The following is a 12,749-nucleotide window of genomic DNA, read 5'->3' as shown; positions in this document are numbered from 1 at the left end:
CCGCTCCAGCTTGGTTTCCCCATCACAAACAGGGGATAAAACGAGGAAAAGGACGGGTGATAATCGGGAGAAGACAGGTGGTGAGGGAGCAAAACGGCCAGCGTCCTGTCGCTGGCCGGGTTAGGGTGAATAGTAGATTCATTAATCCTGTCAGTAATCAGTCTTCCTCACCGTTCTCACGTTTTATCTGTTCGCTGGCTTCATCTAGCCAGCGTTCAAAATCGTCCAGTTCCAGCGCATCAATCTCACTCGGTTGAAAGCGAAACCACCTCGCCAGCAGAGCCTGTGCTTTCCACAGCAGCGCCGGTTGCGTTATCCAACCCAAGTAGCTGCTGAAATCGTTTTTGCAGCGCCATGTAGTCCTGCGCGTCCATCTCATCGATGTCTTCCGGCACCAGACCGGTCATGCGCGACAGCAGCGCGTCGTCCCAATTGCTTGGGTCATCGCTGATTTTTTTCACTGCTTTGATATCTTTGACTTTCAGACGCTTGAGCGAAATGGACTCCACGCGCTGACCGGCAGAGGTGGTGTAAGGGAATTGCAGAGAATAGGTTTCAGTGTGCATAACAGCTCCTTAGTAAATGTCGGGAGCAGTATCGCGTGCGGCGAGGAATAACGATTTTAAAGCGAATTAGAAAACGAAAATGGCGGGCATAAGAAAGGGGCCGAAGCCCCTTTTCATTACGATCACAGAGAGATAATTAACGATGCAGCTCATCTTCCGCAAAGAAGCGAACAACGCAGTTACTCAGTGGATAAGATGTATCCGTCAGAAAGAATCCTGCCGCTTTCTGGTCTTCATCCAAATAGGAACCATCACTTTGATCAACCTGACCAGAAATCAATCGAGCCACCGATGACGAGTCAGCCCCAGCACGACTAGAATAGGGTAAAGTAAAACCCGCTTCTTCTGCTGCATCCAAGATGTAAACATCTTCGGGACATTGAAAATGAATATCATGCTCGAGGTCAATAATATCAAAAACATATGCAGTCATAACCACCTCACTGATTGATGTAAACGCCCGCCCCACTGGCGGGCTTGGAAGATAAATTAACCGCCGATATTGGCGCGGTAGCTGTTCAGTTGATCCACGCCGCCCACCATGAAGATGTTGGACATATAATCCAGCTCCAGCAGGTCTTCACCGTTCATCACTTGCTTGATATAAGTGCAGTTGAACGCGCTACTGAAATCCGGGTTTTCGTGCTGTTTGAACGTGCCCAGCGGATTCTTTTTGAACATGATGGTCATGTACGTCACCAGTGGTACTTCTTCGATACGGCCTTGGGAGCCGTAGCGTTCCACGCTGGAGCGACACTGTAACGCCAGCGATTGATACGGGTTTGCCGCCGCCAGCATCGCTTCACGGTAGAAGGAGTTCCATTTGATCTCGCCTTCCAGCTTGTCGAAACCCGCAGGCAGTTCAATTTTGCCGACCATACCCAGCGCTTTGTGCTCCTGCATGATCATGGAGACATCCGGCAGTTTGATTTCCTGCGCACGCCCCAGCAGGTTGGTGCCGTTGATATAGATGTTGGCGTTGGTAATACGGTTTACTTCAATTTTCCCGGCCATCAGTTAGTACCCTCCAGCGTTACCAGGTATTCCGAGGTGATCTCCGTCTCAAAGGTCAGACGCTCAAGCGGCGGTGGCGGAGTGAATTTGTAGTTCAGCAACAGGTGCCCTGCCGCCAGCTCGGTTTGTTCGTTACGTGCGGCATCGAACCAGCACTTGAAGCCCAGCAGCGCGCCGTCACCGATCAGCTTGCGGCCGTAGGCGTTGACGGATTCCACCAGCGCATCGATCAGTGCCTGATTGATCGGCATATCGATGTACTGCTGGCTGAAATAGCGGATGGATTCGTTAATCACATCGCCAGTACGACGCACGTTTTCGAAGTTCTTCATGTGCGTCACTGTCGGCCAGGCCGCGGTGCGATTGCCCCACAGACGCAGGCCAGAACCATAGCTGTTGAAAATGGTGCTGATGCCCTGCTCGTTCAGCAGGTTCACTTCACTTTGCGGATCGTCAATCATCGCAGACAGCTGGCGCTCTACGCCGGTGATCCCTTTGATTTCCTGATTGGACGACGACCACCAGAAACCTTTCTCCAGATCGACTTTGGCACGCAAGCCAGCGGCACGCGCCGACAGTGGCTCCAGACGTTCGCTGTTGGTTTCCGCGTCGTACACTTTTACGTGCGGATAGCACAGACGAGCGCGTTCAGAGCTGGTGTTGAAGTTGATCGTGCCTTCCGGGCCACGGCCGCTCAGCGCCTGCGCAAAAGTGGTGCCGATTGGCGCATCGATGTAGGCAATCGCGCCCAGTTTGTCGGCCAGCGAGATCAGTTCGGTCGTTACGCTGTTTTGCGTACAGAACACCGGAGAAATCAGAATCTTGGCGAAGAAGCCGTACAGATTGTAGGTATCATTCAGCAGCTTCATACCAGTGCGTTTGCCCGCGGCGTTGATGCTGCCGATGATGTCGGCGGCGGTCACTTTCGTGACATCAGCAAAGTCATAAGACGCGCTAACCACAGCGGCAACATCGATGTTTTTCCCCAGGTTTTTCAGGACGCCGCTTTGCGCATCCAACGTATAGTCCTGGCCTTCCACAAACGGCTCACCGCCTTCTGCCGCCGTCAACACCAGCTTGGCAACCACGCGCTTTGCCAATTGCGCCGTGCTGGTGGCTTTGTCAAACGTGACTTGTTCTGCACTTACCGACGATTTGTGTTTCGCCGGATCCAGCACGTTGATCACCAGCACCGTACCTGCGCCATGATCGTAAATCGCATCCAGCGCCTGCGGGATGGTGTAACCGTCGAACGGGCTACCAAACTGCGCCGCGTCTTTTTCAGAAAGGCACAGCGTGACGTCATTTACCGCTCCCTGCGGTGCCGTACCAATCAGCCCAATCACCGCAGATTTGACGGTTTTCACCGGGCGCGCACCGGTTTCAACTTCAATGGTTTCTACACCGTGTAAATAATTAGCGGCCAAGGGTCACCTCCGTTGCGCTATCAGCCAGAACCTGATCCGCGACAGGCAGCAAATAGCCCAGCGCGATCAGCGTTTTCACGTACTCATGATCTGCTGGCAGTTCAGTCACCTGAGCGGGCCAAAGCAGAATTTCCTGACCATCTGCCAGCGTGACGCCGCTGGCGGGGCCGGTGTAGCGGTATTTCATGCGTCTTTCTCCTCATAATTAACCGTGGTAAGCAACGGACCATCCGTCTGCTCGCGGTCTTCGATAAAAAGGGTTTCTGTGGTGCAATCGATGGCGTAATGCCAGCGTCCTTCGGTGTGACCAACGTAGCGGTCACGCACTAGCCGAATACCGCGATGACAGTCAGGCAGTCGGTATCCTCCCAGCGCCTGACGGACGGTATCGAGCGTGGCCAGCACGCCGTCTTCGCCATCCAGCTCCGGTAACAGCACGGCAACCACCAGCTGTGGTCGCTGCGTCTGAACCGGAGAATCCGCATCTTCCGGTGCGGAAAATTCGGAACCGCGATACCCCACCAGCACATCACCAGGTGTCAGGAGATCAGGCCCGATCAGAATGTTTTCTGGACAGGACGCAATCCGCCGTGCCGGTAAGTGCTGCTGGAGGCGGGCTATCACCGCATCGATAATTGGTTTGGTATTCATATCCGTTCACCCGCTGTGTTGATGGCACTAGTATCCGGGTAATGGCTGGCTGCGGCTTTTAATCTGTTTTAGAAAAAAACAGCGAAATGACTTATTGATAAAAATTTCTAATCACATGAAAAATATGTTTATTTTTCTAAAAAAAACGCCAGCACAATCGTGCTGGCGCAAAGAAATATTGAGAGACTGATAATGCGCAAAGACAGAAGTGAAAGCAATGTAACGGGATTACCGATCCCAATATTTTTCCGGCCGGGCAATGCCAACCATACAATCAACCGCATATTCGACGACATCCACACCAAGACGAGTGAGATTCGCCAGCCAGACGCCGCCGACCTCCTTGGTCAATACCGCCATCTTGCGCTCAGCCAGATAATCCAGTGCGTGACGCAGCTCCGGCTCTGAGGCATCGGCATACAGCCGCTGCATCAGCGCTAGCAGGAACATTTCATTCGCGGTGTAAGGCCGCGTTTTATTTAATGCGATAAGCAAGTGCCAGCGCATCGATTCCTGTCGAATACACTGCGTATCAGCCATGATTGCCTCCCGAATACCGCTGCTGCACTAGCTCCAGTTTGTTGTAAAGTGCATCCAGTTTGGCTTCGATGACCGTCTGACCACGGATGTAATCCTCACGTCGGACATAAACCAGCGGTAAATCGGCGCGGAACTCCAAAAACTCACGTTCCAATCGCGTCCACCCTTGCTCGCTCTTCTGGCGAGCATTTTCCAGGGCGGCGAAACGCTCGTTCAGCCGCTTTTCAATCTGCGTGAGCAAAATCCGCCCGGCGGCAAACAGGAAGCTCATAAACGACAACAACAGGCCGACCAACGACCAGAATTCCACTTCAATCTTCACGTGTCACCTCCCCTGCCTGTTGTAACGTTTCGATGTAATCCAGCAGCGCGTTAACCTGCGCACTCAGCGCCTGATAGCGCTCTCCGTTGTCACTGATGTTGGCGAGAATGTCGCGCTGGGAGACGCCTGAAGGCTGTAATTCGGCGTCAGTGGTTGCGCTGGCACCGGACGCTGTGCCAGTGCGGCGGGCAGCGGCGGTAGCGTCCGAGGCACCGTTGGCGGGCAGACCGAAAGCGGCGTTGTAGTACTGCACGAAGCCACGAGTAAACACGCACTGCACAGGCTGAACTTTGCCTTTTTCGTCAATGTATTGCTGAGTAACATAGTCAATTTTCCGTTGCAGAGCGGCGTTATCCGCCGCCAGTTTTTGACGCGCTGCGACATAGCGCTGTTCGAGTTGATTTCCACGCTCTACCTGCTGCTGATATTGCTCCGCCGCTGCACGTAATAACTGATTTTGGGTTTCAGCCTGCTGCTGCTGTAACACATTAAATGCAGCTTGTTGTTTCGCCAGCGCGGCATCGCCCAGAGCTTCTGCCAGTTGATACCCCTGATGACGACCGGTCAGATAAACCGCGAGTAGCAACACAACCACAAGCAGGACAGCGACCACGCGTGGCGAAAGAAAGGATTTCAGGCTATTGATAAACAGACTATTCCACACAGCTCGCCCTCCCCCAGCTCAAATACCGTGGTGCCAACTGATGCAAAATACGATCGGGATAATGGCGGTTCTCACGCCAGTTGGCGGCACTGCGCCCGGCATTGACGGTTTCTACATGGCCAAACCAACGCAGGATGTCTTTCTCAGCGATTTTCGCGCGTTGCTTATCACGCTGTAACCACCCCAGTCCGCCGTTGTAGGACGACAGGGTCATTGCCATGCGCTCGCAGTCGTTGCGGGCGTTAATTCGTGTCCACAGCCAGCGGTCATAGCCTGTCAGCGCGCGGATAGCCCAGGCAGGGTTAAACGGTTGATTAGCGCGAAGTTCAGGGACAATGCCGCTAAACCAATCGGCAGTTGTCGGCATAAACTGCGCCAGCCCCTGCGCACCGACAGGCGACACTGCGCGTGGATTCCAGCCACTTTCCTGATGCAACTGCGCTGCAAAGTCAGCAATCGGGGCATTCATGCCCCAATCCAGTCGTGCGCTACGTATCACATCACTGCGATATGCCTGCGCCGCACGAGGGATCGCGTCGGCGCAGACCGTCGCGCTAAAAAGCATCGGGCTAAAAAACAGCATGATGAGGAGGTGTCGCATATCACAACCCCATCGCTACGCCGATGCAAACGGCTGACACAATCAGCGCACGTCGTAACATCGCGGCGGCAAATACGGTGTGGTGACCGTCCCGAACCGGGAAACGTCCCCGCGGTACAGGCTCATCGCCTTGTTCGAGGAACAGACCGGGGCGCGCTTTAGGAAACAGCGAGCGATCCAGCCAATAGCCTAATACCGCAGCGAGTGAGATAAGCGAGAGCTTATAGACGGTGACGGGAAGCTGTTGCGGCGAAATCAGCCCGATAACAGCAAAGAGAAAAGCGGATGTCACAATCCAGCCGGTAAGACGCGGTTTTTTGATTTTTTTCACGATAAAGCCTCCTGATAAGAATGGAGGCCATTATGCAAAATGAGGGGGTTTTATGATTTTAAAGGAGTTTAAGTATGACTAAGGCACAAGATCCCACAGAATTAAACCATTTCTATTCTTCATGCTTCACGTTACACCTGCATAAACTTCCCTACTGATCAAAATCATAGCCGATTATCCGTATATGATTTTTATCATCTGTTTTCGTTTCTGCTGATCTTGTGGTTGGCTAATGACGTTGTTGCAGGCTGAAACCAGGCCGCCAGTTCCAGAATATCTTTCTCATTCAGCGTACCTGCGGTATAGCGCAGTAATAGCCACGCCTGAAGCCAGCTGTATTTCGCTTCCGCCAGCTCTCGTCGAGCGTTATACCAATCCTGCTCGGCCAGCAAAATATCCAGATTGATGCGTTCGCCTCCGGCAACACTCAACCGTGTGGCATTCACCGCGTCTTGCGCGGATGAGGCCGTCATTTGCCAAGCCTTAATTTTCGCCGAGCCGTTATTGTACAGATTGTAGTACTTTTTCAATTCCGCCAGCGTTTGCTTGGTTTGATCGTCCAGCTCCGCCTGACTTTGCTGATATTCCGCTGCGGCCTGCCGCATGGATGCCGAGACGGAACCACCCGCGTAAAGCGGGACATTCAACTGCAAACCGACGCTCTGTGTGTCGTATTTTTGGTTGTAGTTGTATTCACTTTCCGAACGACTATTGCGCGACGATGCCACCAGCGACAGCGTAGGTAAATGACCGGCACGGCTGCGTTCAATTTCATAACGGCTGACCGCCAGCCCCTCGCGCTGCGTCGCCAGTTTGGCATTGTGCTGCACAGCAAGATCGCGCCACTGCGCCAGCGTCTGCTTATCGGATTCCGCAGAGGGCAGTTGGGTAAGCGTCATAGGATACAGCGTCGTGATATCCAGCACCGTCCCCGTCATATTTTCCAAATCGGTGATCGCAGCATCCAGATTGTCCTGCTGCTCAATGCGCTGCGCGTCGATCAGCGTAAAACGCGCTTCCGTTTCCCGCACATCCGTTAGCGTGCCTTCACCCGCCAGCAGCAGGCGTTTATTCAGCGCCAGTTGTTCCCGATAAGCCCGCTGCTGCGCATCCAGCAATTGCAGCTTTTCCTGCGCCAGCAGCGCGCTGCTCCAGGCTTGATATAACCGCACCATCAAATCCTGACTGCGATCGCGAAAACGCTGATCGGCCATCAGCGTGCGGGCAACGCCCTGCTGATAACGCGCCCAGGCCGCATAGTCCAGCAACGGCTGGCGCAACGATAGCGTTGACGTGTAGCTGTCATAATCGCGTTTTAGCGTGTTACCCGTGGAGCTATCCGTTTGGGTAACTTTGGAATGGCTACGGTTAGCGTTATAGCCATACTGGAGATTGGGAAGCAGATTGGCACGCCCGATCGTCTCCTCTTCCTGACCGGCTGCATGCTCAAACCCTGCCGCGCGAAACTGCGCGTCATTACGCAGCGCCAATTCCCACGCATCAAGCAGTCCTAATGCGTTGGCACCTGAAGAAAGTAGCCCAAACAGCACGATTATCGCGATCCTTTGCATGATTACTCTTCCGTTAATGCCAGATGCAGGCGATCCATTAAAGGTTTAAAGAGATAATTGACGAACGACCGCTCTCCGGTACGAACAAATCCTTGTACCGGCATACCCGGCTTGACTTCCAGTCCCTCCAGCGCACGTTTCCCTGCGTCATCCACCTGAACGCGCAGGCTGTAATAAGGTGAACCGTCACGCTCATCCAGCAGGCGGTCGGCGGACAGCAGTTCGACCGTTCCCGCCACGCGCGGCGTCGTGCTTTGATTAAACGCGACGAACTGGAGTTCAACGGGTAATCCCGCCCAGACTTTATCCACCAGTTCCACGGGAAGACGCGCATCCACGAATAAAGGCTGATCGTCCGGTACAATCTCCAGAAGCGTCTGACCCGGCGCAATCACTCCACCTTCCGTAAACACTTTCAGCCCGACCACCGTACCGGAGACCGGCGCGCGCATCTGGATATTCGCCAGATTGAAATCGGCTTTTTCCTTCTTGCTGCCCACATCGCTCAGCATCGCCCGCACCTCCGCCAGCTCGCTGTTCACTTCTTTGTCGTATTCCTGCTGGCGCTGGGCGATCAGCAGCGTTTGTTGTTCAATATCACGACGGTTACGATTGATATCCCCCGCCAGTTGGGCGATATCGCCGTTAAGCTGCGCCAGCAGGCGTTCGTTCTCCAGCATTTTGTTGCGCGGTACATAGTTTTCCGCCGCCAATGAACGCAGCCCTTGCAGCTGTTGTTCCAGCGTCTCCCGTTGCTTCTGCTTACTGGTCATTACCTGACGCTGGGCGCTGAGTGACGCCTCCATACCCGCGATGCTCGATCGCATTCCTTCTGCCTCAAGCTTGAGCGACTGCTGACGGCTGTGCAGTAAATCACGCTGTAATGCTGTAATCACGCTCATCTCCGACTTTTCCGCTAGCGGTCGCAGGCGAGGCGTCATCACCATGTCACTCAGGCGCTGCTGCTCGGCAAGCAGCCGCCCCTCCCGCGCGACCAACTGTAAATACTGACCATCCAACCCTTCACTCGCCGAACGCGCATCGACCTCATTCAGCGTGAGCAGAATCTGACCAGCTTCAACCCTGTCGCCGTCTTTCACCTGGATTTTATCGACAATGCCACCCTGGTTGTGCTGCACAACCTTGCGGTTGCCGGAAATCACGACGCTACCATTCACCATGACGCCCTTGTCCAACGGTGCAAACAGCGCCCACAGGAGAAAACCACCGAACCCAGCGAGCACCAGCAACCATCCCAAACGCACAGCACGTTTTTCATCACGCCGCGCCGTCTGGTTCATACTCTCTTCACTTATTTCTGATGCGAACATGTCTTTCCCTGTATTCGTCATTCCCTGTTACTGCTGGACAGCGGCAGCAGGTGTCATTTGTGCTTGATTGGCAGCACGACGCGGCTGCAATTCGTTCAGAATATCGCGCGCGGGCCCAAAACGCTGTTGCTTACCCTGATTGAGCACCAGAATTTTATGCGCCAGCGTGGTTAATGCAGGACGATGCGTAATAAGTACCACCGTCGCGCCTCGCTTCTGGAGCTGCGAGATCGCCTGCGCCAGTGCCATTTCACCTTCGTTGTCGAGGCTGGCGTTCGGTTCATCGAGTACCAGCAGGCAGGGATCGCCATACACCGCTCGCGCCAGAGCAATACGCTGCCGCTGTCCGCCCGACAGCCCGTTTCCATCAGCGCCAAGCGGTGTGTCATATCCCTGCGGCTGGCTAAGAATCATTTCGTGGACGCCAGCCAGCTTCGCCGCTGCGACAATTTTTTCCGCATCATGCTCGCCAAAGCGGGAAATATTCTCCGCCAGCGTGCCTTTAAAGAGCTGCACATCCTGTGGCAGGTAGCCCATTGCCGGGCCAAACGCCGTTTTATCCACCAGATTAAGATCGGCGCCATCCAATCGAACCTTGCCACGCGTCGGTGTTTGTGTCGCAACCAGCAAACGTGCCAGCGTTGATTTACCTGAACCCGATGCGCCCAGAATCGCCAGCGTTTCTCCCGCCTGAAGCGAGAAATGAATATCCTGCAATCGTGACGCCCCTTGCGGCGTCTGCAACAGCACATTCTCGACGCTCAGTTGGCCAACCGGTGCTGGTAACGCCATCGCCTCCGCTTTGGGTGGATAAGCCGTCATAATACGGCTGAGTCGATACCAGGCTTGTCGCGCGCTGCTCAGCGGCTTCCAAATACCGATAAACTGATCGATAGGGCTCAGCACACGCCCGACAAGAATTGACCCCGCAATCATCATCCCCGGCGTGATTTCGCCCTTAATCGCCAGCATCGCGCCCACGCCAAGCATTAGCGACTGTAAAAAAATACGCGCATGCTTTGATGCCGCACCGACAACCGCAGCTCGTTCACTCGCTAAATTTTGCAGCGTAATAAAGCGATAGTGTTGCCCCAACCAACGGCGGCGCAAATTAGGTAGCATCCCCATCGATTCAATGACTTCAGCATTACGCAGTTGCGTGTCCGCAAGATGGGTCGCTTGTAGCGCTTCATGGTTTGCTTCTTCCAAAGGCGACGTGGTGAGATACTGATTCAGCCATGCCAGCAGCACCAGCACCACCGTTCCTCCCAGTGCCAGCAGGCCGAGAACCGGATGGATCAGAAACAGCACCAGTAAAAAGAAGGGAAACCAAGGAATATCGAAGAAGGCAAACAGTGAGTTGCCCGTAATAAACTGCCGTAATAGCGTGAGATCGTTCAGCGCCTGACCGGCTTTGGCCTCACCAACTTCCAGATTGCGTTCAAACGCGGCGTTGAAGACCTGCTGATTCAGCTGTAGATCGATACGAGTGCCGAGTCTCACGACCACCAGACTTCGCACCCATTCGAGCGCCGCCATGAATATCCCCAGACCGGCAATCAGCAGGGTGAGCATCAGTAACGTGGTGCCATTCCCCGACGCCAATACGCGATCGTAAACCTGAAGCATATAAATCGAAGGCGACAGCATCAGTAGATTAACGATGGCGCTGAAAATCCCAATACTCCAAAAGCTGCGCCGGAAAGGACGCAGTATGCTCAACAACGAACGTTCCTTATTTGCTAGTTGACTCACTGCGTTTGCCTCTCCTGTCAGGGCTGTTTATGCAACGTACGTGCACTGCCATCAGGCAATATCAACGTATAGCCCTCTTTTTCCTTGCTAAAGAACGCCACGGACTGGCCCTGTTCTTTTGTCAGCGTAATACCGTCCGGCGTCGGCCGCCACCCAGCAGGTACGTCCGACAGCAGCGCTTGTAAACACGGCGCGTTCCCCTCAAAGCGCCAGGTATTATCCACTAACGGCGTATTATGTAGCACAACCTCACACTGCTGTTCCCCGCCACGCAACTGCCATACGCCGCTTAGCTCACTTGCTGAAGGCAACTTCAAACTACTCGCCATACATCCTCCGCTTATTGCACTTAACAGCGCCGCGATGATTAACTTTTTCATAGTGGCCCCAAGTCGATAACAGAAAAGGACGGGGGTTACCCCGTCCTTGCTACATCACACGATAAAATCGGTTGCCGCAGAAGGCTGACCAACGATGTGCACCAAAAAATCTGGTGTAGTCTGGTCGGCAAAGTTCAGCCAGAGATTAGTCGCGTTGCTACCCGCATCCCAGTCAAGCAGGATTTCATTGCCATTTCCGGTAAAAGACTCGACGAACTGAAAATCACCTTTTGAATTCAGCGCTGACAGGTCGATTTTGTCGATGCCGCTCTGGAAATCCGTGATCGTGTCAAAGCCTGATGTGTAGGAAGAATCGCTTGCACTGGTGTAGACGAAAGTATCTCTGCCTGCCCCACCGGTAAGCGTGTCTGCCCCGCCGCCACCGTAAATGACGTCATTCCCTGCGCCACCTTGCAAAATATTGTTTGCATCGTTACCGATGATCGTATCGTTGCCGGAACCGCCGATGGCGTTTTCGATGGTCACGCCGTGAGCAATGGAAACGTTACCTTTCAGGCCGCCAACATCAGAAAAACGACCTTCGTTCAAATCAATAGTCTGATTGTTTCGGTAACCAGAGAAATCAAACGTGTCGTTACCGCCGACATCCCAAGCGGAGAAGATCAGTTTTTGGCTGCTGCTGGTCGCGGTATAGAAATCACGACCAGTGTTGGAATTAAAGCCGTATACCGTGTCACCGGTGCGAGTGGTCATATTTGCGCCGTAAAGGAGTTGAATCGCAGAAATATCATCAATCAACGGACCCGCAGCATAATGCCCCTGGAAGTCGCCGCCAGTATTCTGCTCGCTCCAATAGCTCATCAGGCTATATTGGCGCGTATCTTCTGCGTAGGTTACATCACGGTAAGTCGGGTTACCTTCGCCTGCATTGTAATCACCTGGGTGATTCAGGCCCAGCGCATGGCCGATTTCATGCGTCAGCGTCTGGCGACCGTATTCCATGGTATCCGGGCTACGAATGTTATCAACGTTGTAGTTGTACCAGGTGCTACCTGCCGCGGAGTAATTACCCGGCATATAGCCATAGGCTTGCGTATCGTTATCAATCCGACCGCTTGAATCACGGGTATAGTTACCAAACGTGATGGTGGCTTTCTGGTTAGCAGGATTCACCTCGGTGAACGTCAGGTTAGCAACATCAGCCCACGATTGCAGAGACAGTTTAGCCTGCTGAATCTGAGCATCGTTAAATTTCACAAACCCCTGATCGCCAGAAGGGATTGTTCTCACATTTTGCAAGAACGAATAAGTCAAATTAGCGGATTTACCAAATTCATTCGCATTCCAGGTCAGGCCGTCGCGCGTAATTTCACGGGCAGCCTGATCGCTGGTGAAAGAAGGAATCCCCTTCAACACCAAGTCACCACCGCGAACATGGTTGTAAAACAGCGGGGCGACATCGCTAAATCCCGTACCAGTCGCATCCAATGCAGATGTTACGGTATCTTCGTCATGTAAATCTCGTAAAGCCATCTTTTCTTCTCCATAAGTCTGATCGGGATGATCAGAATCCTAAATCCCTTCATGCAATAGTGGAGTTGCATGTACCGCACATGGCTGCGGTCTAATCGTCTC

Annotated in this window: 17 protein-coding genes; all 17 read right to left on the bottom strand. The window is 53.6% G+C overall.

From position 1 onward, the window contains the following. Nucleotides 1–157: 157 nt before the first annotated feature. On the bottom strand, nt 158–301 hold the full coding sequence (locus KKH3_RS22560) for a GpE family phage tail protein (protein WP_094431851.1): 144 nt from the start codon (nt 299–301) through the stop codon (nt 158–160). Then, a complete protein-coding gene (locus KKH3_RS22385) occupies nt 246–566 on the bottom strand; it encodes a phage tail assembly protein (protein ID WP_039357505.1) in 321 nt (106 codons plus the stop codon). Before KKH3_RS22385 ends, KKH3_RS22560 begins: the two co-directional genes overlap by 56 nt. Before the next feature lie 136 nt (nt 567–702). Further along, on the bottom strand, nt 703–999 hold the full coding sequence (locus KKH3_RS07205; protein ID WP_039357502.1) for a 2Fe-2S iron-sulfur cluster-binding protein: 297 nt from the start codon (nt 997–999) through the stop codon (nt 703–705). A gap of 56 nt (nt 1,000–1,055) precedes the next feature. Continuing rightward, on the bottom strand, nt 1,056–1,580 hold the full coding sequence (locus KKH3_RS07200) for a phage major tail tube protein (RefSeq protein ID WP_005972713.1): 525 nt from the start codon (nt 1,578–1,580) through the stop codon (nt 1,056–1,058). Continuing rightward, nucleotides 1,580–3,007: a phage tail sheath subtilisin-like domain-containing protein gene (locus KKH3_RS07195; protein ID WP_039357499.1), complete on the bottom strand. Its 1,428-nt coding sequence runs from the start codon at nt 3,005–3,007 to the stop codon at nt 1,580–1,582. Before KKH3_RS07195 ends, KKH3_RS07200 begins: the two co-directional genes overlap by 1 nt. Beyond that, entirely contained in the window at nt 2,997–3,194 is a 198-nt protein-coding gene (locus tag KKH3_RS07190; RefSeq protein WP_010281040.1) for a hypothetical protein, read from the bottom strand. Before KKH3_RS07190 ends, KKH3_RS07195 begins: the two co-directional genes overlap by 11 nt. Beyond that, entirely contained in the window at nt 3,191–3,658 is a 468-nt protein-coding gene (locus KKH3_RS07185) for a Gp37 family protein (RefSeq protein ID WP_039357497.1), read from the bottom strand. Before KKH3_RS07185 ends, KKH3_RS07190 begins: the two co-directional genes overlap by 4 nt. A gap of 228 nt (nt 3,659–3,886) precedes the next feature. Then, entirely contained in the window at nt 3,887–4,198 is a 312-nt protein-coding gene (locus KKH3_RS07180; RefSeq protein WP_039357494.1) for a hypothetical protein, read from the bottom strand. Then, nucleotides 4,191–4,520: a hypothetical protein gene (locus KKH3_RS07175; protein WP_010294923.1), complete on the bottom strand. Its 330-nt coding sequence runs from the start codon at nt 4,518–4,520 to the stop codon at nt 4,191–4,193. The genes KKH3_RS07180 and KKH3_RS07175 overlap by 8 nt, the downstream gene beginning before the upstream one ends. Then, nucleotides 4,510–5,184, bottom strand: a complete 675-nt coding sequence (locus KKH3_RS07170; RefSeq protein WP_039357491.1) for a hypothetical protein — start codon at nt 5,182–5,184, stop codon at nt 4,510–4,512. Before KKH3_RS07170 ends, KKH3_RS07175 begins: the two co-directional genes overlap by 11 nt. After that, nucleotides 5,174–5,785, bottom strand: a complete 612-nt coding sequence (locus KKH3_RS07165) for a transglycosylase SLT domain-containing protein (protein ID WP_039357487.1) — start codon at nt 5,783–5,785, stop codon at nt 5,174–5,176. The genes KKH3_RS07170 and KKH3_RS07165 overlap by 11 nt, the downstream gene beginning before the upstream one ends. A 1-nt stretch (nt 5,786) precedes the next feature. Next, nucleotides 5,787–6,116 (bottom strand): putative holin, encoded by a 330-nt coding sequence (locus KKH3_RS07160; RefSeq protein WP_010281025.1) that lies wholly within the window; start codon nt 6,114–6,116, stop codon nt 5,787–5,789. A gap of 194 nt (nt 6,117–6,310) precedes the next feature. Next, nucleotides 6,311–7,687, bottom strand: a complete 1,377-nt coding sequence (locus KKH3_RS07155; RefSeq protein WP_039357485.1) for a TolC family outer membrane protein — start codon at nt 7,685–7,687, stop codon at nt 6,311–6,313. Between the two features lie 2 nt (nt 7,688–7,689). Continuing rightward, the gene (locus tag KKH3_RS07150; RefSeq protein ID WP_039357483.1) at nt 7,690–9,018 is read right to left on the bottom strand and encodes an HlyD family type I secretion periplasmic adaptor subunit; all 1,329 of its coding nucleotides are present in this window, start codon (nt 9,016–9,018) and stop codon (nt 7,690–7,692) included. Nucleotides 9,019–9,045: 27 nt separating this feature from the next. After that, nucleotides 9,046–10,773, bottom strand: a complete 1,728-nt coding sequence (locus KKH3_RS07145) for a type I secretion system permease/ATPase (protein ID WP_039357480.1) — start codon at nt 10,771–10,773, stop codon at nt 9,046–9,048. Between the two features lie 17 nt (nt 10,774–10,790). Continuing rightward, entirely contained in the window at nt 10,791–11,102 is a 312-nt protein-coding gene (locus tag KKH3_RS07140) for a protease inhibitor Inh/omp19 family protein (protein ID WP_039357477.1), read from the bottom strand. A gap of 105 nt (nt 11,103–11,207) precedes the next feature. Then, nucleotides 11,208–12,647, bottom strand: a complete 1,440-nt coding sequence (locus KKH3_RS07135) for a serralysin family metalloprotease (protein WP_039357474.1) — start codon at nt 12,645–12,647, stop codon at nt 11,208–11,210. Nucleotides 12,648–12,749 lie beyond the last annotated feature (102 nt).

Source organism: Pectobacterium actinidiae, assembly GCF_000803315.1.
Classification (GTDB): domain Bacteria; phylum Pseudomonadota; class Gammaproteobacteria; order Enterobacterales; family Enterobacteriaceae; genus Pectobacterium; species Pectobacterium actinidiae.
The sequence above is the reverse complement of the archived record's forward strand: the minus strand, read 5'-3'. Positions and strand labels throughout refer to the sequence as shown.